Source organism: Enterococcus sp. DIV1089c (genome assembly GCF_050530965.1).
GTDB classification, from domain to species: domain Bacteria; phylum Bacillota; class Bacilli; order Lactobacillales; family Enterococcaceae; genus Enterococcus_B; species Enterococcus_B hirae.
Window position 1 is genome coordinate 2628043 of record NZ_CP172888.1, and the last position, 23003, is coordinate 2651045.

A 23003-nucleotide genomic window follows, 5' to 3' on the forward strand; every position below is an offset into this window, starting at 1 on the left:
CTCCTATTAGATTAAGTTTGTAATGTCTAAAACTTCTGGTTGTTGTGCTGCATGTGGATGCTCAGCTCCAGCGTATACATTCAATTTTGTAAATTGTTTGCGGCCTAAAGTATTTTTAGGAAGCATTCCTTTTACAGAAGTTTCGATCAAACGACGAGAATTTTTAGCACGCAATTCGCCAGCAGTGATTGATTTCAATCCTCCTGGGTAGTTGCTGTGACGGTAATAAATTTTATCAGTCGCTTTTTTACCTGTTAATTTCACTTTATCTGCATTGATTACGATGACGAAATCGCCAGTGTCCAAATGAGGTGTGAAAGTTGGTTTATTTTTACCACGTAGTACAGATGCAACAACTGTTGAAAGACGTCCCAATGGAACATCAGTTGCGTCTACTACATACCATTTACGTTCTACTTCGCCTGGTTTGGCCATATATGTTGTACGCACGTTAGTTTCCTCCAATTTAAGTTCTGATGTTTGACATACACTTCGAGTTTCCGGGGCTCTTTGTGGGGCAAACAATACCATTTAACATATTACCTGCTAATCCCCTTAATGTCAACGTTTTTTCTTAGCAATACAAAACTTTCGTTTTTATTGCCCGTATCCTTGTGATGCACTCATTCTTTTTTAGAACGAAGAACGTTTCTTTCTCTTCTAAAATAAAAACTGCAAGGAAAATAACTTCCCTCGCAGTTTTTCTACTATTATATAATATCATCAGCTGATGATCATTTTACGCATCGATTTCTGGTGCTTTTCCTAAATGTGCTTGGATCATCCAGATTCGTTTTTCAGTCGCTGTTTTGAATTCGATAAAGATATCTTGTGTTGGGTCGTCGCCTTCCTCACCAGCTACTTCAATTCCTTTTTGGTAAAGGTCTGCCAAATAGCGGTAGCCTTTCACAAGAATTTCCAAGCGTTCTGGAATAGTCCGATCCCAATTACCTACTTCGTCAGGAATATTGGTGTTGTCTGCAAATTCACGTAAGGTTGAATAAGGAGAACCATCTAGTGTGATCAAACGCTCTGAGATTTCATCTAATTGTTCATTCAAGTCATCCATAAATTCATCCATCATTGGGTGCAATGTCAAGAAACCTGGTCCACGCATATACCAATGTGTTTGGTGAACAACAACAGACATTTGACTCAAGTCTGCAACTAATTGATTTAATACTTCTTTTGTTTGTGGAAATTTCATTTTCTTTTCTCCTCCTAACTTTTGTCTACAATAAAAGCATAGTAAACTTTGAGACAAAAGTACAATAAAACCAATTAGTTGAGAACGATTTTCATCCTATCATTTCTTAGAAAAGACTTTCTATTGCTTTAGTCGTTTTTTCTAGTTCTTACACTATTCCTCTCTTATTCCGTCATTCTACTTTTTCATCCTATTTTTCATTCATAGTACTTAAAGTTTGACGTAAATGTGCTAAAGGCTGATAAGTTGCCGCTACTTGTTTTTGTGTTTCAACAAAAATCGGAAAGATTTTTTGATATGTCTCTTTGATCGTTTGTTGAACTGGTACTTGTGAAGCAAGCTGTACTTTTTCTATAGCTTCGCTTAAGTCAGTGATCTTCCCGATACTTTGCCACCCTAAGAAAACGGCTCCTAAAGCGGAGGCTTCAGACACTGCTGGAAAAATGAGCGGATACCCCAAAACGTCAGCCATTAATTGGCGAAAGACAGGCGATTGTGAGAATCCGCCTGTAGCTCTGATTTCTGTTAACTGATCTTCTGAACAAACTCCTGTCAAAATCCTTTTTAGATTGAAACAAATTCCTTCTAGAATGGCTCGCATCATTTCTTTTTCCGTGTGGTCTCTTTGCAAACCTAAAAAACTCCCAGAAGCTTCTGCCTCCCATAGAGGGGCTCGTTCTCCTAATAAATAGGGCTGAAAGAGTAATCCGTTCGCTCCTGGTGGGACAAACGTAATTGCTGAGAAAAGAGCATCGTAAGGATTTTCACCTTGGTCAATAGCTGCTTGTGTTACTTCTTGCATCAAAGTTTGACTTGCCCAATCAAAAATCCCCGCACCATTACTTGTTGCGCCACCGACTACCCAGTGTGTACGATCCAGTACATAACAGAAGGTTTCCATCTCTGGATGTAGTTGTGGTTTGTCTGTAATAAATCTTAATGCCCCACTGGTTCCGACTGTTAACGCAGCTACCTTTTCGCCAAAAGCTCCTAGCCCCAAATTAGATAAAGGACCATCAGCACCGCCCAAAACAAATGATATATCATTTTCTAATCCTAAAATTTCTTGTTTTTCTTTTGATAATCCATTGAGTATCGTGGTTGACGGCATCACTGCAGGTAGTTGTTCTTGAGTGATTGATAAATAATTTAACGCTTCTTCTGCCCATTTGAATTGATGGATATCAAAATAACCTGTGCCTGAGGCTGTACTGTAGTCACAGACTAGTTGCCCAAACAAACGGTAAAAGATATATTCTTTTATGCTAACATAGTATGCCACTTGCTTCGTTAGTTCTGGTTGGGTTTCGTTTAACCAATGGATTTTAACTAGTGGCGTCATGGGGTGGATTGGCGTGCCTGTCTGTTGATAAAAGTGAAACCCTAGATGGCTGTTTTTTAGTTTTTCAGCCTGTACCTTCGCACGATTATCTGCCCAAGTGATCATACGGGTCAAAGGGAGTTTATTATCATCTAACAGAATCAAACTGTGCATCGCTGTTGAAAAGGCAATCACTTCTATAGTTGTCGACTTCGGTAACTGTTTGACGACTTCTTTGATTACTGTACATACACCGTGGCAGATCAATTCTGGGTCTTGTTCTGCCATTCCTGGTGCTTCTTGGATCATCGGATTAAGGAAATAAGCTGAAGCGATGACTTCAGCTTGCTCGTTGAATGCCACTGCTTTTGTTTGTGTCGTACCGATATCGACTCCGATCGAAATCTTCATTTTGTCACCTCTACTAAAAATAAATAAAATGGTTGTTATTGGCGTATCTTTCTTTAAAAGGAGGCCCTCGCTATGTTTCTCTATTTTATCATTGGTTGTTGCATTGGTTCGTTCTTATGCTTAGTGGCACAACGCCTGCCACAAGGACACTCTATTATTTACCCACGTTCTCATTGTGTCAACTGTCAGCATGTATTGGCTTGGTATGAACTGGTCCCATTGCTTTCCATCTGTTACCAACGTTTTCGTTGTCGAAACTGTCGCAACAAGCTTTCACCGATTTATTTTATAGCAGAATGTATCGGTGGTTGTTTATCTGTTTGGCTATTTTATTTTTCACAGCGCCCAGACGGGTTACTTATTTTTTGGTTTTTGTCAGCCTTTTTACTCTCGTTAATGGATAGTTTTTATTTGATGATCGAGGGAAGAACGCTTTATTTTATCTGGTTTATCTTATGGATGACTTGGTTGATCAAAGGAGAATTTCAATGGCTTAGTTTTGCTGTTTTATTCTTGATCAGTTTTTTCCTTACTCGTTACGGGAGTGAATTTTTAGGTTTAGGTGATGTTTTATTACTTTTAAGCTGGAGTGGCGGTCTAACTCTCAATCAACTGATGCAACTCCTCTTTCTTGCTAGTTTATTGGGATTACTTTTTTTCTTTATTTTTCTCTCTCACGATAAAAAATCTAAAAGAGTACCTTTTGTGCCTTTTTTGAGTGTCGCACTTTTTCTCCTTCATGTGTGGTAATTTAGTTGTCTATTTATTGGTTATCAACGATGCGAGCCTTTTAACTGATGATGATTAATGATTTGACGGACTTCGCTTATTTGCCTCATTACGTACGTTTTTGATAGCTTAGTATCTTTTCTGCTTGCTGTCATTCAACAAATGACAATGAACCTTGATTTATAAAAAAATGGATCAACCAGACGGCCGATCCAATGACACTTAGATAACTTTACCTAAAAATTATAAAAACCACTAAATTCACAGTAAGCCAAAGCATAGCCAGCTTTTATCCCTAACTGAAATTCTTCAAAATGCAATGTGTCTTATTTTCCAGACCAATGTTTACGTAAAAAACTCCCTCGTCCAGAGCCTTCTCGGTAAAGATTATAGTGGATTTTATTCTTCTTATAATAGTCTTGATGATACTCCTCAGCGGGATAAAACTCACTTCGGGGTTCGATTTTTGTGACAATCGGACGATCGAATCGACCACTTTCTTGTAGTTGTTTCTTTGATGCTTCAGCGATTTCACGTTCTTCTTCATTGCTATAATAAATGACCGGTCGATAAGAGTCTCCGCGATCAGCAAATTGACCGAAAGCATCCGTTGGGTCTGTTTGTTGCCAGTAGATTTCGACTAACTGTTTATAAGAAATAAGAGACGGATCATACTCGATTTCTACCGCTTCCGTATGACCTGTCGTACCCGTGGTTACTTGTTCATAGGTAGGATTTGGGACATGTCCTCCCGTATAGCCAGAGGTTACTGCTATGATTCCTGGCTGTGTTTCAAAAGGTTTGACCATGCACCAAAAACAACCACCTGCAAAAACTGCTTTTTTCGTCATATAAAATCCCCCTTTGTCTTTCATCATACCTTGATTTATAAAAGGGTGATACTGTTTTGCTTACCTTCGAAACGAGTAAACAAAGAATCGATACTCCTATACTTACCTGCTTGCTTTATTAAGATAGAGTATTGCAGCATTTTCTTTTTTACTAATCTTTTCATTGATTTGATTTTTTTATCCATCTATTTAAAAGTATATACAATACTCCTAGGACTTAAACCTAAACATCATTTATTGTTCTCACATTTTTTACATTTATTGAAAGAAATACTCATTTTACCCCCTCCCGGTATTTTTATCAATTTTTCCTATTTCCATTCTCTTTTGTGGATAACTTTCTTTTTCCTCTCAACTGTTTTTTCCACAAGAGAGAATAAACGGTTTTTCTTTTTCCTTGTGGATAGTTCTTTTATATTATACTTTTCCACAGATTTTGAATTAACAACCGCTAAAATTTTTAACTTCAGGGGGACACGTTATGCCTAAAAAAATAATTTCACTGATAAAATTCAACAAATTTTACCAAGTAAGTCAGTAAAGAATTCTGGTACGCTAGTAGATCAAGACAACCCAAAAAATCTACTTGAAAAATTGATTCTCAATACCACACATCCTTCGTCCTCACATTCCCAACTACAAGAAGAAGTTTTTATACTTCAAGCTCAACAAGCACTCGCATCACTTACTGAAACGTTTGGTTCAAACTCGATCATGTATCGTTTATTATCTGAAAAAATCTCAACCCATCCGCTCCTACATAGCAGTTTCACCTGAACGATGAACAAAAATGATCTAGCACAGCAACCTTTAGCAAGTTTCACTAAGCAATTCAATGATTCATGGACCTATTTTTCTAGAAGTACAAAAATAAGAAAAAATGCTCGTCTGTAATGAACAAATTCTCAATTTCGTTTGTTTCTATCAACTTTAGCACGACAAAAAAACAGAGCTAAGATGTTCATCTTAGCTCTGTTTGGTGTCACATTATTTTGTTTGTTCATTCATTGCATCTTCTGCAGCCATTTGTGCTTCGATGTCTGAAATGCTATAAACATTTTCACTTGCAACACCGACTTCTTTTGGTTCCATGTTACGGTAACGTGCCATACCAGTACCAGCTGGGATGATTTTACCGATGATAACATTTTCTTTCAAACCAAGAAGTGGATCTTTTTTGCCTCGGATCGCAGCATCAGTCAAGACACGAGTTGTTTCTTGGAAGGATGCAGCAGATAAGAAGCTGTTTGTTTCTAATGATGCTTTGGTAATACCTAGTAGGACTGGGCGAGATGTTGCAGGTACGCCTCCAGCTACCAATGTATTGTAGTTTTGGTCTTTGAAGTCAGCAATATCCATCAATGTACCTGGTAAGATATCCGTATCACCTGGATCCATTACACGGACTTTACGTAACATTTGTCGAACCATTACTTCGATATGTTTATCGCCGATTTCTACCCCTTGCATACGGTATACACGTTGTACTTCACGCAGCAAGTAGTTTTCAACTGATAATACATCACGAACTTGTAACAATTGTTTAGGATCGATTGAACCTTCCGTTAATGGCGCACCACGGTGGATCATATCGCCTTCAGCGACTTTCATACGTGCTGTATAAGGAACAGTATACGTACGTGTGTCGGTTTTCCCTTTGATTGTTACTTCTTTTGTACGAGTTGAAGCATCTTCTGAGATATCGATGACGTCACCAGTTACTTCGGTGATCACTGCTTGCCCTTTAGGATTACGTGCTTCAAAAATTTCTTGGACACGAGGAAGACCTTGAGTGATATCGTCTCCGGCTACCCCACCGGTATGGAAGGTACGCATTGTCAACTGAGTACCTGGTTCTCCGATTGATTGAGCGGCGATCGTACCAACTGCTTCACCAACTTCAACGTCAGATCCAGTTGCCAAGTTACGTCCATAGCAGTGTTTGCAGACACCATGTTTTGTGTTACATGTGAAGACAGAACGGATCGTTACAGTTTCCACACCTGCATCCACGATTTGTTTTGCAATATCTTCTGAAATCAATTGGTTACCAGCGATGATCAATTCGTTCGTTTCTGGATCACGTACTTCTTTACGTGTGTAACGACCGATCAAACGATCTTCTAATGATTCAATGATTTCATTTCCTTCACGAATCGCTTGGATTTCAAGACCGCGGTCTGTTCCACAATCTTCTTCACGAATAATAACGTCTTGGGCAACGTCAACCAAACGACGAGTCAAGTAACCTGAATCGGCTGTCTTCAAGGCAGTATCGGTCATCCCTTTACGAGCCCCGTGAGTAGAGATAAACATTTCTAAGACAGAAAGTCCTTCACGGAAGTTTGAGATGATCGGTAATTCCATGATTCGACCATTCGGAGCAGCCATCAGTCCACGCATACCAGCAAGCTGAGTAAAGTTGGAGATGTTACCACGGGCCCCAGAGTCAGACATCATGAAGATTGGGTTTTTCGCTTCTAACCCTTCCATCAGTTTTTGTTGGATGCTATCTTTAGCAGCATTCCAAACAGCGATTACTCGTTCATAACGTTCGTCATCAGTAATCAATCCACGACGGAATTGTTTTGTAATTGTTTCAACTTGTTTATGGGCATTTTCGATGATTCCTTGTTTTTCATTCAGTACACTGATATCTGCGATACCTACTGTGATACCAGCATGTGTAGAATGTTTATACCCTAAGTCTTTCATTCGGTCAAGCATCTTAGAAGTTTCAGTTACTTTGAAACGTTTGAAGACTTCCGCAATGATATTTCCTAGATTTTTCTTCTTGAATGGTAAGACTAATTCTTGCTCTTTGATATGCGCAGGAATATCTGTACCTGATTCAACAAAATATTTATCCGGTGTTTGTACCGTTAAGTTGAAGTCTGTTGGTTCATTCAAGTAAGGGAACTCTGGAGGCATGATCTCATTAAAGATGATCTTACCAACGGTTGTAATCATCGTACGTTCTTTTTGCCAGTCAGTAAATGGTTTTTCACCTAATGAATTAGGGTTCACACCGATACGTGAGTGTAAATGAACGTAGCCGTTACGCCATGCGATCACAGCTTCGTTTTGGTCACGGAAGACCATTCCTTCGCCTTCACGTCCTTCTTCTTCCATTGTTAGGTAGTAGTTACCTAAAACCATATCTTGGGAAGGTGTTACAACTGGTTTACCGTCTTTTGGATTCAAGATGTTTTGAGCAGCTAGCATCAACATACGAGCTTCCGCTTGTGCTTCTTCGTTCAATGGTACGTGAACGGCCATTTGGTCTCCATCAAAGTCGGCATTATAAGCTTCACATACAAGTGGGTGCAAACGAATCGCGCGACCTTGTACTAAAACAGGTTCAAATGCTTGGATACCAAGTCTGTGTAGCGTAGGTGCTCGGTTAAGTAGTACTGGGTGTTCTTTGATTACGTCTTCCAAGACATCCCAAACTTCGTCTTCTTGACGTTCGATTTTACGTTTCGCATTTTTGATGTTAGAAGCTAGTTCACGTTGAACCAATTCACGCATCACAAATGGTTTAAATAGTTCGATCGCCATTTCTTTTGGCAACCCACATTGATACATTTTCAAGAAAGGTCCTACAACGATAACGGAACGTCCTGAATAGTCAACACGTTTACCAAGTAAGTTTTGACGGAAACGACCTTGTTTCCCTTTCAACATGTGAGAAAGAGATTTCAATGGACGGTTACCTGGTCCAGTAACTGGACGGCCACGACGACCATTATCGATCAACGCATCAACAGCTTCTTGTAACATCCGTTTTTCGTTTTGGACGATGATTCCTGGAGCATTCAAATCTAACAAGCGTTTCAAACGGTTATTACGGTTGATTACTCGACGGTAAAGATCATTCAAATCACTTGTTGCAAAACGTCCACCTTCTAATTGCACCATTGGTCGTAAATCTGGTGGAATAACTGGAATAACGTCCATAACCATCCAACTTGGTTCATTTCCTGAAGCACGGAAAGCTTCTAAAATGTCCAAACGGCGGATCGCACGAGTCCGTTTTTGCCCTTGGGCAGATTTCAATTCTTCTTTCAATTCAGCTGCTTCAGCATCTATATCAACACTGTCTAGTAATTGTTTGATTGCTTCTGCACCCATTGCTGCTTGGAATTCTTGTCCATATTGTTCACGTTTTTCGCGGTATTCACGTTCTGTCAACAATTGTTTTTTCTCTAAGTTGGTGTTTCCTGGTTCGATAACCACATATGAAGCAAAATAAATGATTTCTTCTAAGGCACGAGGACTCATGTCTAAAACAAGTCCCATACGAGAAGGAATTCCTTTAAAGTACCAAATATGTGAAACAGGTGCTGCTAATTCAATGTGACCCATACGTTCACGACGAACTTTTGAACGTGTCACTTCAACACCGCATCGGTCACAAACGATTCCTTTATAACGGATACGTTTGTATTTTCCGCAGGCACATTCCCAGTCTTTCGTAGGACCAAAAATCCGCTCACAGAACAACCCTTCGCGTTCAGGTTTTAAGGTACGATAGTTAATCGTCTCAGGTTTTTTTACTTCACCATAAGACCAGCTTCTGATTTTTTCGGGAGAAGCCAAACCTATTTGCATACTTTCGAATTTATTTACATCGATCAAAAGGGGTTCCCTCCATTTCGTTTAATGGCAAAACCGCAAGGCGGCTGATCATCGACCGCCTTACAGCTCATAGACCGGATTAGTCTAAGTTATCTTCTGCGGTTTCAAAGTTTTGGATGATATCTTGTCTTTCATCTTCCACTTGTTCAGCAGCTTTCTTTTCTAATTCTTTGGCTGTTTGCTGTTCAGCAAATTTTGTCAAAGCATCTACAGTGATCAAATCATCATCTTCGTCATCCATATCACGGAGTTCGATTTCAGAATCTTTGATATCCAAGACACGCATGTCTAATCCTAGTGATTGTAATTCTTTTACTAATACTCGGAATGATTCTGGTACACCTGGTTTTGGAATTGGTTCGCCTTTGACGATCGCTTCATAAGTTTTCACACGACCAACTACATCATCTGATTTGTATGTCAAGATTTCTTGTAAAGTATAAGCGGCACCGTAAGCTTCCAAAGCCCAAACTTCCATTTCACCAAAACGTTGTCCACCAAATTGTGCTTTACCACCCAATGGTTGTTGTGTAACCAATGAGTAAGGTCCGATTGAACGAGCATGCAATTTATCATCGACCATGTGAGCAAGTTTGATCATGTACATGACACCGACAGACACTCGGCCGTCAAATGGTTCACCTGTACGTCCGTCATAAAGGATGGTTTTCGCATCGCTGGCCATACCAGCTTCACGAACTGTTTCCCAAACGTCCTCATCACTTGCACCATCAAATACTGGTGTTGCAACATGGATACCTAACTGACGAGCAGCCATCCCTAAATGCAATTCCAATACTTGTCCGATATTCATCCGTGATGGCACCCCTAAAGGATTCAACATGATATCGATTGGTGTTCCATCTGGTAAGAATGGCATATCTTCTTCCGGCATGATACGGGATACAACCCCTTTATTACCATGACGTCCGGCCATCTTATCTCCTTCATGGATTTTACGTTTTTGAACGATATACACACGTACAAGCATGTTTACGCCTGGTGATAATTCATCGCCGGCTTCACGAGTAAAGATTTTTACGTCGTGGACGATCCCGCCACCACCGTGTGGTACACGTAATGAAGTATCACGGACTTCACGAGCTTTTTCACCAAAGATCGCATGTAAAAGACGTTCTTCAGCTGATAATTCGGTTACCCCTTTTGGTGTTACTTTACCAACTAGTAAGTCACCATCTTGGACTTCCGCACCGATACGGATAATACCCATCTCGTCTAGATCTTTCAAAGCATCTTCCCCAACGTTAGGGATTTCACGAGTGATTTCTTCAGGTCCTAATTTTGTATCACGAGCTTCTGATTCATATTCTTCGATGTGGATCGAAGTATAGACATCGTCTTTCACAAGACGACGGCTCATGATGATCGCATCTTCATAGTTGTAACCTTCCCAAGTCATGAAACCTACTAAAACGTTTTGTCCTAGCGCCATTTCACCTTGTTCCATTGAAGGTCCATCGGCTAAAGTATCGCCTTTTTCAACTTTTTCGCCTAAATGAACGATTGGGCGTTGGTTGTAGCTTGTTCCTGAGTTTGAACGACGGAATTTTGTTACAGCGTATTTATCTAATGCACCGTTGTCACGACGAACACGAATCTCAGAGGCATCCACAAATTCAACGACACCATCATGTTTACATAGCAAAGCAGCTCCTGAGTCATGAGCTGATTTGTATTCCATACCAGTACCAACCCATGGTGCTTGTGGATTGATCAATGGCACTGCTTGACGCTGCATGTTGGCACCCATCAAGGCACGGTTGGAGTCATCGTTTTCCAAGAAAGGAATACATGCTGTCGCTACCGCAACTACTTGTTTAGGTGATACGTCCATATAATCGACTTTATCGATTGAAACTTCTAAGTTTTCACTTTGTGCACGAGCCATAACAACGTCTTGTGCAAAAGTACCATCTTCATTTAATGGGCTATTTGCTTGGGCAACGATGTAGTGGTCTTCGATGTCAGCTGTTAGATAGTCGATTTGATCCGTTACACGACCAGTTTCACGATCAACACGACGGTAAGGAGTTTCGATAAATCCAAATTTATTAACTTTCGCATAGCTAGATAAACTATTGATCAACCCAATATTTGGTCCTTCAGGCGTTTCAATCGGACACATACGGCCATAGTGAGAATAGTGAACGTCACGAACTTCATAACCAGCTCGGTCACGAGTCAAACCACCAGGTCCTAAGGCTGAAAGACGACGTTTGTGTGTCAATTCCCCAAGTGGGTTCGTTTGATCCATGAACTGAGACAACTGAGAAGAACCAAAGAATTCTTTGATACTTGCAACCACTGGACGGATGTTGATCAATTGTTGTGGTGTCAAAGTTTCTGTATCTTGGATCGACATTCTTTCACGTACGACACGTTCCATCCGAGCTAATCCGATACGGAATTGGTTTTGCAGTAATTCACCGACTGAACGGATACGACGATTTCCTAAGTGGTCGATATCGTCCACGTTGCCGATCCCTTCCATCAAGTTTAAGAAATAACTCATTGATGCGATGATATCTGCCGGACGAACAGTTTTCACAGCTGATTCAGGATAACCGTTACCGATCACATTCACTTCACGTTCTGGATCTTTTGGTGAAAAGACTTTGATCACTTGAACAGTCATTGGATCAGTCACAACACCATCTTCTGATGGATAGTAAGTCACTGAATTCAATCCATTATCAATGAAAGGTGCTAATGTTTCCATCACTTGGTGAGTCAACACAGTTCCTTTTTCAACGATGATTTCACCAGTTTCTGGATCAACCAATGTTTCTGCTAATGTTAAGTTCAATAGACGTGTTTTCAAGTCTAATTTTTTATTTACTTTATAACGACCAACGTTGGCTAAGTCGTAGCGTTTTGGATCGAAGAAACGAGCATTCAATAAGTTCCGAGAACTATCGGCTGTCTTAGGCTCGCCTGGACGTAGACGTTCGTAAACGTCTTTTAATCCTTCTTCTGTTCTTGAATCACTTGCATTTTTGTGCAAGTCTTTTTCAACTGTATTGCGTAACGTTTCACTGTCACCAAAGATTTCAAAGATGGTATCATCTGATCCAAATCCTAGGGCACGAACTAACACAGTCAAAGGAATCTTACGGGTACGATCAATACGTACGTAAGAAATATCTTTTGCATCAGTTTCCATTTCTAACCATGCACCACGGTTCGGGATCACAGTTGAACCGAAACCTTCTTTTCCGTTTTTGTCTACTTTTCCATGGAAGTACACACCAGGTGAACGCACTAACTGAGAAACGATTACCCGTTCTGCTCCGTTGATAATGAATGTTCCTTGTTCAGTCATTAATGGGAAATCACCGAAGAAGACTTCTTGCGCTTTGATTTCACCTGTCTCACGGTTTGTTAGACGTAACGTTACATGTAATGGTGCAGAGTAATTTGCATCATGTGCGCGTGCTTCTGCTACCGTATACTTAGGTTCTTTCAATTCATAATCCACAAATTCCAAAGATAGATTGCCATTGAAGTCATCAATTGGCAAAATGTCTTCAAACATTTCTCTTAGTCCTTCATCTAGGAACCATTGGTAAGAGTCTGTTTGAATTTCGATCAAATTTGGTAATTCCAACACTTCACTGATTCGTGCGAAACTTCTACGTTCGCGATGTTTTCCGTACTTTACTACGTGTCCAGCCAAGCTCTTCACCCCTCTAAAATGTCATTCAAAAAGACTACCCGATCAATTGTTACAATAATATTAAAAATATTATATTTAGATAACAATAGACATTTTTTGCGGCTTTTAGGCAAAAAAAAACCAAAAATAGAGCATTCTTTTGAAACCATTTCTTCATGCGCTTCTATTTTTGTTTCCTTATTATAAAGCCGAAACGGACAATATTTCGTTTCTGCCTTTACTTCATCAGATAGTTTTTGCAACTTCATATATTACACTATTTTTTCATAAAAGTCAACACTTCCTGGCGTTTCCCTCCTCTTTTCATCATTTTTTCTTAAACTTTTCTTACTATAGTATATCGAATAAACATTCACGGATTTTGAGAATTTTCTGAATGTTCGTCTTGACAATCCCCTTACATCTCCGCTATACTTAGGAAATTTTATTATTTGTGGAGGATTTATTTATGCAAAAACCGAATATACAACTTATCCCGACACAATTGAATAACTTTTACTTTAGCTACTTTAGATAGGTTTGTATTCATGAATTATGGATACAAACACCAAACAACTGGTTTGTATCTATGATGGCTAAAGAACTTTGTATTACGCAAAAGCCACGTAGACATTACGTTAAGTGGCTAAGCGAAAAGTACAAAGTAATCACGATTTCTTACTTACATACTCTTTCGATACTCAATCCATTTAGACGTTTTGTCTAAATGGATTTTTTGTTTTCAAAATTGAAGGAGGAAAAAGAAATGAAAAAAAATTTATTGATCGGATTAGGCGCAACATTATTACTAGCACTTGGTGGATGTGGAACTGCAAATAGTTCCTCAGCAAAATCGGATGACTCAAAAACAATCGGTGTTTTACAACTGGTTCAACATAATTCATTAGATGCTACATACAAAGGGTTCAAAGAAGGGCTAGCAGAAAATGGCTATAAAGAAGGCGACAATTTAACAATCAACTATCAAAATGCGCAAAACAATCAAGACAATCTAAAAAGCATGAGTGAAAAATTAGTGAAAGACCAACCCGACTTATTATTAGGGATTGCAACTCCAGCTGCGCAATCGCTCCTTAATGAAACAACCACGATTCCTATTACAGTGACGGCAGTTACCGACTTAGAAAAAGCACATTTAGTTTCCTCTAATGACAAACCTGGCGGTAATGTGACTGGTACGACGGATATGGTACCGATCGAAAAACAAATCGAGCTATTATTACAGATCGTGCCAAAAGCAAAAACGATCGGGATCATGTACAACAACGGGGAAGCAAATTCCAAAATCCAAGGAGACTTAGCCGAGAAAACATTGAAAAAAGCCGGAGTGAAAGTCAAAGTATTGACGGCAAACTCCACCAATGATGTTCAACAAGTGACAAAAAGTTTAGCCAAAGATGTCGACGGTATCTACATCCCAACGGATAATACATTCGCCAGTGCTGCTAGCGTTATCGGTGAAGTAGCCAAAGAAACAAAAACACCGATCGTTGCTGGTTCCGTGGATCAAGTCAAAGAAGGTGGCTTAGCAACTGTTGGGATTGATTATGAAGAGTTAGGGCGACAAACAGGCGAAATGGCTGCTAAGATCTTAGCTGGCAAAAAAACGAGTGAATTACCGGTTGAATCAGCAGATGATCTTTCCTTATATGTCAATAAAGACATGGCAAAAGCCCTTGGAATCGATCCAACAACAATCAAAGAGACTGAATAATTTTACAGGAGGACAATCATGACTAATTTAATAAGTATCTTTTTATCTTCTGCTTCACAAGGCGTGCTTTGGGCACTACTGGCAATCGGTGTCTTCCTTACTTTTCGTATCCTGGATATCGCTGATTTAACAGCTGAAGGCAGTTTCCCTTTAGGTGCTGGGATTGCTGCCGTCAGTATCACTAATGGACTTTCCCCAATCGTTGCTTGCCTCTTAGGATTTTTAGGAGGCGCAGCAGCTGGCTTAGTTTCAGGATTGCTCCATACCAAACTTAAAATTCCGGCACTTCTAGCTGGAATCATCACGATGACTGGCTTATATTCCGTTACCTCACGAATCATGGGCGCACCTAATCTTTCATTATTAGGACAAAAAACCGTCTTTACATGGGCAGAATCACTCGGTGTTTCAAAGGAAAATGCTGTATTGATTGCTGGCTTACTTGTCGCATTGATCGTTGTCACGTTGCTTGTTTTATTTTTACGGACAGAAACGGGGTTGGCGATTCGAGCGACTGGCGATAATTTAGCAATGAGTGAAGCAAACGGCATCAACACCGATACGATGAAAATCATTGGGTATATGATCTCAAATGGCTGTATTGCTTTATCTGGTTCGTTGCTTGCACAAAACAATGGCTTTGCTGATTTAAACTCTGGGATCGGTACGATCGTGATTGGCTTGGCTTCAATCATCATCGCTGAAGTTCTCTTTCGAAACCAACCATTGCTTCTTCGATTATTGACAATTATTTTAGGCGCCGTGATCTATCGTTTTATCTTAGCGTTAGTTTTTGAGTTGAACGTTCAACCAAGCGATTCAAAATTAGCTTCTGCACTTGTTCTGGTTATCTGTTTATCTTTTCCACAAATCCAACAAAAATTAAAGTTACCTAAGCGTACGAAAGCAAAAGGAGGATCTATCAATGACTGATGTTTTAACACTTCAATCTATCCACCATACGTTTGAAAAAGGAACCATCAATGAAAACCATGTGCTAAAAGGAGTTAATCTCTCGTTGAAACAAGGTGATTTCGTAACAATTATTGGCGGAAATGGTACAGGTAAATCGACACTATTGAACAGTATTGCTGGTTCTTTTCCAGTGGATCAAGGGAAGATTTTATTGAATGGCAAAGATATCACCAAAAAGTCAGTGGTTGCTCGCTCCAAAGAAATCAGTCGTGTCTTTCAAGATCCTAAATTAGGCACTGCTGTCCGATTGACGGTGGAAGAAAATTTAGCACTAGCAATGAAACGTGGCAAAAAACGAGGCTTTTTCCGTGGCGTCAAGCCACAAGATCGTTCTTTTTTCAAGGAACATCTCGCACGCTTGAATCTTGGGTTAGAAAATCGTTTGACCACTGAAATCGGCTTGCTTTCTGGAGGACAGCGTCAAGCGATCACGTTATTAATGGCTACTTTACAACGTCCTGAATTGATTTTATTAGACGAACATACTGCAGCCCTCGACCCGGCAACTTCAAAAACAGTGATGGAACTAACGGACAAATTAATTAGCGAACAGCACTTGACGGCTTTCATGGTCACCCATGATATGGAAGATGCCATCCGCTACGGAAATCGATTGATCATGCTACACCAAGGGCAAATCGTCGTGGATATCCAACAGGCAGAAAAACAACATTTGACTGTCCCTCAGCTACTAGAAATGTTCAAACAAAATAGTGGCGCTGCATTGAAAGACGACCAAGTACTTTTAAGTTAGCAATCATCTGTTGTCACTTCCATAACAACTGACAAATTTCTCATTTGTTTTCTGCTTTCTTATTGATACAATACTACATGAAAGGAGTTGCAATGGATGACGACAAAAGATAAAGTACTCCAACTATTAAAAGAATCTCCTGATTTTTTATCAGGTGAAAAAATGGCACAGCAATTACAAGTGTCACGTACCAGTATTTGGAAAGCAATCAAAGAATTAGAAAAAACAGGTTATCATTTTGAGCATCAAGCTAAGGGATACCGTTATCTTCCTTCTGATGTGTTAGATGCCCAAGAAATTCGCCAAGCATTAGAACCTTGGATACCAGATTTGACGGTGTCGGTACAAGAACGATCAGAATCTACGATGAAAGATGCTAAACTTGCGGCAACCAAAGAAATCGGACCCGCTCTTTTTATCGCCGATACCCAAGAACAGGCACACGGCCGATTTGGACGTCCTTTTTTTGCAGCCCCTGGTCAAGGTATTTATATGAGCTTATTGATCCATCCCAATCAACGATTTGATGAATTGCCCCAGTATACAGTTATTGCAGCAAGTGCATGCGTGAAAGCCATTCAAGAATTGACTAAAAAAGACCCTTCGATCAAATGGGTCAATGATCTTTATTTAAATGGAAAAAAAATTAGCGGGATTTTATCTGAAGCAATCAGTGACATGGAAACTGGCGGGATCAGTTCGATCATTATTGGCATTGGTCTAAATTTTTCCATCCCGCAAAAACAGTTTCCTGAAACCATTCAACAGAAAGCAACGTCTCTTTTCCCTGATGGTCAGAAATCCATCACACGGAATCAATTGATTAGTCAAATTTGGAAAAATTTCTTTCACTATCTTTCAGAACCCACAGACGAATACTTAACACTTTATCGTGAAAAGTCTTTCGTTCTTGGAAAAAAAGTACAATTTACCCAAAAAGGGCAGCATTATACTGGGATTGCTAAAGAAATCGGAGAACATGGAGAGTTGATCGTACAAGTAGAAGACCAATTTCTCACTCTTTTTTCTGGCGAAATTAGTTTAACCTCCATTGAGTAAGTCAAAAAGAAAGGGATGGGCAAAAATGCCCATCCCTTTCTTCATCAATGGTGGTTCCTTTTTTATGTGATCTCGCAGAATACTTCATAGCCCCTTCATTTAGCGAGTTGTAAAATGAAGTTGTTATTCTATGTGCTATTGCTGTTCATAACAAAAATGCTACACAATTTTTAAACCTCTATGTGCTTTTTTATACAACTGCAATATCATTGATCTGATGTATCGAATGTTTCAATCAAAAGCCACAGACAAACTTCCACCTATAAAAGGTCTGTTTTTCTGATGCTATTCTGTCATATAAGTATGACTTCTACTTACTATTTGTCGCTTCCCCAATATATAATGTTTCATTAAACGGATTTCCCCAAAATCTTGTTCAATCAAACATGCTGCTTCTTGATCCATACACAACAACACTTTTTCTTTTCCAGCTCTCCTCCTTTTCTCTTTCTGGTTCTATCTTACCTTATTCTTTAAGGTCTGTGTTATTTTGTATGGTATTGCAACATTTTTAATTTTATTATGTACAAAAAGGACTTACAAACACGCTTCTTTGTTTACACGATAAAATTTTAACTGATTAGATGAAAGATATTCTACATTCAGCTTAAATTTTTTGACAACAAGTGTCCTAATTAGAAATTTATCCGCCGTGGTTAACGGTTTTTGACATTCTTTTTCAATAACTTCAAATGAGAAATGATTTTTTTTACTGATCATTCGGGTTAAAATCTTATTTACATCTACTCTGGTTAAATCCGTTGTTAATCGTTTTTTCACTCAACATCTTCCTTTCTAATTGTATTTCTTCACTAGTGAATATAACATATTTTTAGTCTTGGTCCAGAACAATTATTTTCAAAATTAGGAAAGATTGTTTCGCAAAATAGTTGTTTTAATGAATAATACACGTTAAAATTTCTTTTTTTCACTCTTACCTTTTGGATTTGTCATCCAGTTATAAAAAAACCGATTTCCTAAATAGAAAACCGGCTGAATGTTATTTAAAATTCTATTCGTCGTTTCCCCCAAAACTACGAATAGTCAGTTAAAGATTGTAACCTATAGTCTGATCCCTCCTTTTATACAGATAGCGACTTTCTGTGTATACAAAGTCTCACTTATAAGTACATGCCTAAAGTTAAGTAAATTTCAGACTGCAACAGCAAAGTCCTCTGATTTCACTGGCATCTATTATTAGCATACTTTCTTCTCAATACTCTTTGACAACTATTTTTTCTAAAAATAAAAAAAATTGGTAAAATTAAAGAATAAACTTTAGACCGATATTCCAAATAAAGAAGTAATACAAATTGTTGGAAAAAAGCCAAAAGAAGTAAAGTGATTGAAATAGATCCAATATTTTTCTAAAATAAAAAAGAGACTGAGCCAAAACTTTCCTCAATCTCTTCTGGTATATCTAAAAACGAATAAACGGCGTTCAAGAAGCAACTCCTCAACAATAAGGTTCTCAAGTTCAACCATCACATGCCTACTCTTTTTACTTCTTGATTCTTGAAATAGAATATGCCATTGTAGCGGCTGATTTATGATATTTTTCTTTAATTTTCCCTATCTAAAATCAACTCAGTAACTGACAAAAGAATCTCACGTGTATCAAAGGCTGTATCAGGGAGCTTACTAATTTCCTTTAAGGCTTTTTTTGTGTAATCTTCCGCTAATTTTTTGGCTTTTGTCACACCATTGACTTCTCTGACAATCTGACGAACACTTTCTGCTTCCTCTTGTGTCAACTCAGTTTTTTTATCCAAGTATGCAATCAATTCTGCTTTTTTATCTGTTTGTAATGCGTAAATCAATGGTAGAGAATACACGCCTTGACGCATATCTTCTAATACTGGTTTACCGATATCGATCGCATCTTTCGTGTAATCCAGGATATCGTCAATGATCTGAAACGCCATCCCGACAGCTAATCCGATTGAACCTGCTTTTCGAGCAAACCGTTCATTCATTCCACTTTCATAAGCTCCGACTGAACAACTTAATTGAAAGAGTTCGGCCGTTTTCCCTGAGATGTTTTCTAAATACTCCGGCACAGTTAAATGATAATTGTAACGGTCGTCCATTTGTCCAAGCTCACCATCTAATACTTTTTCCATACTCCGAGAATTAGATTGTAAGCTCTTTAGCGAATTAGAATAATTTGAAAGTAATTTGAAACAGCAAACAAATAAATAGTCTCCTGCATAAACAGCTACCGTATTCCCAAATCGACCACGTAAATTAGGCTGACCACGTCGAACATCTGCCTCATCAACGATATCATCATGGATCAATGTAGCGGTATGAAGCATTTCGATCGAAGCAGCTAGCGCAATCGCCTTTTCACGATCTTGTTCTGGACCAAATTGAGAAAAGAGCAATTGATAGGCAGGTCTTAGCAGTTTACCTCCCGCATGAATCGTCTCTTTGATTGCTTGTTCGACTGGCTTGTTCTTTAAGCGGACAACATCTTCCATCTTTTTCAACGTCTCGTTTAATTCGTTTTTCAAAGTTGGATACTCACTCCACATTGGATGTAGCTTCATAAAAAAACTCCTTGTATAACCATTATTTTTTCAAAAAAAGCGGTTGCCATTTCTCTTTTTGTTCTTTCTCATAGTCTCTTTGAAAAAGTTGTAATGTACGTACATGTTGCAACAAATAATTGGCTGCAATCCCGATCGCAATTCCAGACAGAATACCTAAGAAAGATAGAATCGGCAGATATAACATGACTGTCCATGATTGAGCAATGAACGAAGCCATCACTAGTTGTCCGACATTATGCATAAAGCCACCTGTTGCACTGATTCCAATAATGCTGACTCGCTTAGGACCTAACTGTTTCACTAACAGCATTCCTACATAGCTGAGTAACGCGCCGCTCATACTATAAAGAAAGGTAGAGATCGTCCCACCTAACAAAGTTGTTAAAAATAGGCGAAGCCATAACAATAAAAAACTATCCCGTTTTTTCATCGTAAAAATCGCTACAATGGTAATCAAATTAGCAAGTCCTAACTTTGCTCCAGGAGCAAATGAAAAAGGATATGGGATCATGTTCTCAATTAATCCAATGATGACTCCTTGCGCCACTAGTAAAGATATATAAATCATTTTTTGTAATTTTGTCATGGTGTGGATAGCCTAATAGATCAGACCATCTTTGTCACTCCCATCTGTTGACCGAACCTCGATCACTAATTTATGAGGCAAGCAAACAATCGTTTCGCCATTCTTAGAAGCCCACCCTCGTCTCACACAAATCTGATCGCCACAATCTGCTTCTTTTATGCGTATCTTGTCGCCATCAACTTCGATTAAATTATAATCACCATGTGGATCTTCATAAGTATACGTATATTTTTTACTCCCAGCTACTAATGGGAAGGTTTTGATTTCATCACCATCAACGCGGAGTACAGCTTCTTTATCAGGAGCTACATTGTCTTGTTGATAACTAAATACGATGATGGGTAAAAAAGAAAGAGCAATCAAAAGAACGATAATGAAAATATCCCAAGGTTTAAGCAAACTTTTCTTGATAAATTCTTTCATCTTTTCGCACGCCTCCTCTTGCTGAACTGTTCTCCAATTTTAGCATGAAACAAAAGAAAGTCCTAGGTTTCCCCAGAACTTTCTTCAATCAGCCATTATTCTCAAATTGTTCAGTTTAAGCTCTAGGCTAATTTTTTATTTTGACCCATATCGGGATTTAGGTCTCCCATACCACCAATTGCCTAGTGTTTTTTGTAACCATGGAATCACCCAGCGATCAAGACCAATTGCACGACCTGAACCGTTCATCAATGCAAAAGCAACAAAGATAAACCAGATGTTTACCCAGTAGAACATTCCAGATAGACAGAAAGTAATCACTAAAACAATGGTCGTTGCACTACATAACCAGGTAAATAAACCAGCAATCAAAGCGAGTGCTAAAGCAATTTCAAAGAATACCATGAATTTTTGGAAAAACATTGCTACATCATTGTTTGGCATGATCACTTGCATCATTTTTGTGAACCAGTCTGGTGATTTTTCAATCACGGCCATAGGCTGTTCACCATAAGCATAACTTAGACCAAAGTGAGTAGCTTGTGTCGCTGCTTCTCCTGCACCACTTGTTGCTGCACCAGTAGCTGCTGTTGTTGCATCGCCAGCAGCGGAAGCCCCACTTGCTACATCGGTCACATTGTATTCCCAAGTCCAAGGGAACACGCTGTTACCTGTAAACCATGAACCTTCACCAAACCAAGTACCTGGTTTCAACACTTGCCCATCACCAACAATTTTTTTGAAGGCTTCGATAAACCAAACCAGACCATAGAACACTCGTAAAGGCACACTCCATAAGACATTTCCATAACGGGAAGAATGGCCACGTGTCACATTACGATCGTCTTTGATATGGAAGAATTCGTGCATCATGTATTGGAACATATAATAGCCAGAACGAATATCAAAGAAATATTTCAAATTGACGATGTGTTTCATCACAATTGCTAAGAAACCACTTAAATGGATCTTATCAAATAAATTGGCAACGCCCCATTTGGCACCGATCGATACCATGAAACCTTGATAGTTTCCTTTAAACTTATGCTTTTCGCCGCCTTTGATGGCAGCCACGATATTGGCTGCTGCTGTATGACCTGTTTGTTCAGCCGCTTGAACGATTTGTGGCGTTGGTGTTCCAGGAAATTCTTCATAGAAAACCAAGTCTCCGATAATATAGATGTTTTTATCTTCATATCCTTTTGCCTGCATATATTCATTCGCTACCAAACGTTGACCACGAGCGGACTCTAAGCCAAAATCAGCAGCATCAGAAGTTCCTTTGACACCAGCTGTCCAGATCAATGTGTGGGTAGGAATCTGACGACCATCTTTTAACTTGATATGGTCTTTCGCTACTTCCACGATTGGTGCATTCAATAGTAGTTCTACTTTATGTTTCTTTAAATAGCGCTCTGCTTTGGCTGCATCATTACGATCCAGCATATTTAAAATCGTCGGCATTGCTTCTACAACCATCAGTGTAATTTCACTTGGGTCTAATTTGTAGTCTTTTGCCAAACGGTTTTTCCAATCAATCAATTCACCAATCATTTCGATTCCGGTGAATCCTGAACCACAGACCACAAACGTCAGCATTGCTTTACGTAACGCATCGTTAGGTTCTAAAGCTGCTTTTGCCACGGTACGTTCAATGTGTTCACGTATTTTAACTGAATCTTCAAATGACCATAAGGTAAAGCCGTTTTCTTTTACTCCAGGAGTCCCAAAATCATTTGGTTCTCCCCCCATTCCCAAGATCAACTGATCGAATGGGTAAGTGCCTAATTTTGTTTTCACAACTTTTTGTTCTTTATCGATACCAGTGACCGTATCTGTCACTAATTGAACATTTTTTTGTCGAGCAAACAAGTGCTGTAGATCATATTGGATTGCTTCTGGTTCAACCCGTCCACCTGCAACTTCGTGTAATTCTGTCATCATCGTGTGGTACGAATGACGATCAATCAAAGTGATTGTCACATCTTCTTTTTTAAGTTTTTTTGCCAAGTATTTTGTTGCTGATACCCCGGCATAACCTGCACCCACAACGACAATATTTTGCTTTGTCATTGTTCAT

General features: G+C 39.1%; 17 protein-coding genes. 5 read left to right on the plus strand and 12 right to left on the minus strand.

Annotation, left to right across the window (positions count from 1 at the left end; genetic code table 11):
• Nucleotides 1–6: 6 nt before the first annotated feature.
• The 3 genes from rplM to IGL30_RS12435 form a co-directional block, all read right to left on the minus strand.
• The gene (gene rplM, locus IGL30_RS12425) at nt 7–435 is read right to left on the minus strand and encodes a 50S ribosomal protein L13 (RefSeq protein ID WP_034686358.1); all 429 of its coding nucleotides are present in this window, start codon (nt 433–435) and stop codon (nt 7–9) included.
• Nucleotides 436–739: 304 nt separating this feature from the next.
• Nucleotides 740–1207: a Dps family protein gene (locus IGL30_RS12430; protein WP_010720679.1), complete on the minus strand. Its 468-nt coding sequence runs from the start codon at nt 1205–1207 to the stop codon at nt 740–742.
• A gap of 190 nt (nt 1208–1397) precedes the next feature.
• Nucleotides 1398–2939, minus strand: coding sequence for a gluconokinase (locus IGL30_RS12435; RefSeq protein ID WP_123875125.1), 1542 nt, complete (start codon nt 2937–2939; stop codon nt 1398–1400).
• A 72-nt stretch (nt 2940–3011) separates the two neighbouring features.
• Here IGL30_RS12435 and IGL30_RS12440 point away from each other — a divergent pair, with 72 nt between their 5' ends.
• On the plus strand, nt 3012–3689 hold the full coding sequence (locus IGL30_RS12440) for a prepilin peptidase (RefSeq protein WP_123875126.1): 678 nt from the start codon (nt 3012–3014) through the stop codon (nt 3687–3689).
• Nucleotides 3690–3994: 305 nt separating this feature from the next.
• Here the strand turns inward: IGL30_RS12440 and msrA are convergent, their stop codons facing one another.
• From msrA to IGL30_RS12460, 4 genes are all read right to left on the minus strand, one after another.
• On the minus strand, nt 3995–4519 hold the full coding sequence (msrA, locus tag IGL30_RS12445) for a peptide-methionine (S)-S-oxide reductase MsrA (protein WP_088745615.1): 525 nt from the start codon (nt 4517–4519) through the stop codon (nt 3995–3997).
• Nucleotides 4520–5506: 987 nt separating this feature from the next.
• Nucleotides 5507–9160, minus strand: a complete 3654-nt coding sequence (gene rpoC / locus IGL30_RS12450) for a DNA-directed RNA polymerase subunit beta' (protein ID WP_088745614.1) — start codon at nt 9158–9160, stop codon at nt 5507–5509.
• Nucleotides 9161–9239: 79 nt separating this feature from the next.
• A complete protein-coding gene (rpoB, locus tag IGL30_RS12455) occupies nt 9240–12857 on the minus strand; it encodes a DNA-directed RNA polymerase subunit beta (protein WP_010720684.1) in 3618 nt (1205 codons plus the stop codon).
• 5 nt (nt 12858–12862) lie between these two features.
• A complete protein-coding gene (locus IGL30_RS12460) occupies nt 12863–13105 on the minus strand; it encodes a hypothetical protein (protein ID WP_010720685.1) in 243 nt (80 codons plus the stop codon).
• Between the two features lie 497 nt (nt 13106–13602).
• Here IGL30_RS12460 and IGL30_RS12465 point away from each other — a divergent pair, with 497 nt between their 5' ends.
• The 4 genes from IGL30_RS12465 (at nt 13603) to birA (ending at nt 17359) form a co-directional block, all read left to right on the plus strand.
• Nucleotides 13603–14571 (plus strand): ABC transporter substrate-binding protein, encoded by a 969-nt coding sequence (locus IGL30_RS12465; RefSeq protein ID WP_088745613.1) that lies wholly within the window; start codon nt 13603–13605, stop codon nt 14569–14571.
• 18 nt (nt 14572–14589) lie between these two features.
• Nucleotides 14590–15504 (plus strand): ABC transporter permease, encoded by a 915-nt coding sequence (locus tag IGL30_RS12470; protein WP_010720687.1) that lies wholly within the window; start codon nt 14590–14592, stop codon nt 15502–15504.
• The gene (locus IGL30_RS12475; protein ID WP_088745612.1) at nt 15497–16300 is read left to right on the plus strand and encodes an ABC transporter ATP-binding protein; all 804 of its coding nucleotides are present in this window, start codon (nt 15497–15499) and stop codon (nt 16298–16300) included. Before IGL30_RS12470 ends, IGL30_RS12475 begins: the two co-directional genes overlap by 8 nt.
• A 96-nt stretch (nt 16301–16396) precedes the next feature.
• Nucleotides 16397–17359, plus strand: coding sequence for a bifunctional biotin--[acetyl-CoA-carboxylase] ligase/biotin operon repressor BirA (birA, locus tag IGL30_RS12480; protein ID WP_088745611.1), 963 nt, complete (start codon nt 16397–16399; stop codon nt 17357–17359).
• Between the two features lie 537 nt (nt 17360–17896).
• Here birA and IGL30_RS12485 read toward each other — a convergent pair.
• The 5 genes from IGL30_RS12485 to IGL30_RS12505 all read right to left on the minus strand — a co-directional run bounded on the left by IGL30_RS12485 (nt 17897) and on the right by IGL30_RS12505 (nt 22996).
• Nucleotides 17897–18139, minus strand: coding sequence for a hypothetical protein (locus tag IGL30_RS12485; RefSeq protein WP_088745610.1), 243 nt, complete (start codon nt 18137–18139; stop codon nt 17897–17899).
• 782 nt (nt 18140–18921) lie between these two features.
• Nucleotides 18922–19911 carry a polyprenyl synthetase family protein gene (locus tag IGL30_RS12490; protein ID WP_088745609.1) on the minus strand — a complete coding sequence of 330 codons (990 nt, stop codon included), beginning with the start codon at nt 19909–19911 and terminating at the stop codon, nt 18922–18924.
• 22 nt (nt 19912–19933) lie between these two features.
• Nucleotides 19934–20500, minus strand: coding sequence for a Gx transporter family protein (locus tag IGL30_RS12495; RefSeq protein WP_010720692.1), 567 nt, complete (start codon nt 20498–20500; stop codon nt 19934–19936).
• Between the two features lie 12 nt (nt 20501–20512).
• Complete coding sequence (locus IGL30_RS12500; protein WP_010737224.1) at nt 20513–20923, minus strand: NusG domain II-containing protein; 411 nt, start codon at nt 20921–20923, stop codon at nt 20513–20515.
• A 135-nt stretch (nt 20924–21058) separates the two neighbouring features.
• The gene (locus IGL30_RS12505) at nt 21059–22996 is read right to left on the minus strand and encodes an NAD(P)/FAD-dependent oxidoreductase (protein WP_053765979.1); all 1938 of its coding nucleotides are present in this window, start codon (nt 22994–22996) and stop codon (nt 21059–21061) included.
• Nucleotides 22997–23003 lie beyond the last annotated feature (7 nt).

Excerpts from the sequence above, each read along its gene's own strand:
- rplM (WP_034686358.1), bottom strand. The coding sequence starts at position 435 with ATGGCCAAACCAGGCGAAGTAGAACGTAAATGGTATGTAGTAGACGCA.
- IGL30_RS12430 (WP_010720679.1), bottom strand. The coding sequence starts at position 1,207 with ATGAAATTTCCACAAACAAAAGAAGTATTAAATCAATTAGTTGCAGAC.
- IGL30_RS12435 (WP_123875125.1), bottom strand. The coding sequence starts at position 2,939 with ATGAAGATTTCGATCGGAGTCGATATCGGTACGACACAAACAAAAGCA.
- IGL30_RS12440 (WP_123875126.1), top strand. The coding sequence starts at position 3,012 with ATGTTTCTCTATTTTATCATTGGTTGTTGCATTGGTTCGTTCTTATGC.
- msrA (WP_088745615.1), bottom strand. The coding sequence starts at position 4,519 with ATGACGAAAAAAGCAGTTTTTGCAGGTGGTTGTTTTTGGTGCATGGTC.
- IGL30_RS12460 (WP_010720685.1), bottom strand. The coding sequence starts at position 13,105 with ATGAAGTTGCAAAAACTATCTGATGAAGTAAAGGCAGAAACGAAATAT.
- IGL30_RS12465 (WP_088745613.1), top strand. The coding sequence starts at position 13,603 with ATGAAAAAAAATTTATTGATCGGATTAGGCGCAACATTATTACTAGCA.
- IGL30_RS12470 (WP_010720687.1), top strand. The coding sequence starts at position 14,590 with ATGACTAATTTAATAAGTATCTTTTTATCTTCTGCTTCACAAGGCGTG.
- IGL30_RS12475 (WP_088745612.1), top strand. The coding sequence starts at position 15,497 with ATGACTGATGTTTTAACACTTCAATCTATCCACCATACGTTTGAAAAA.
- birA (WP_088745611.1), top strand. The coding sequence starts at position 16,397 with ATGACGACAAAAGATAAAGTACTCCAACTATTAAAAGAATCTCCTGAT.
- IGL30_RS12490 (WP_088745609.1), bottom strand. The coding sequence starts at position 19,911 with ATGAAGCTACATCCAATGTGGAGTGAGTATCCAACTTTGAAAAACGAA.
- IGL30_RS12495 (WP_010720692.1), bottom strand. The coding sequence starts at position 20,500 with ATGACAAAATTACAAAAAATGATTTATATATCTTTACTAGTGGCGCAA.
- IGL30_RS12500 (WP_010737224.1), bottom strand. The coding sequence starts at position 20,923 with ATGAAAGAATTTATCAAGAAAAGTTTGCTTAAACCTTGGGATATTTTC.
- IGL30_RS12505 (WP_053765979.1), bottom strand. The coding sequence starts at position 22,996 with ATGACAAAGCAAAATATTGTCGTTGTGGGTGCAGGTTATGCCGGGGTA.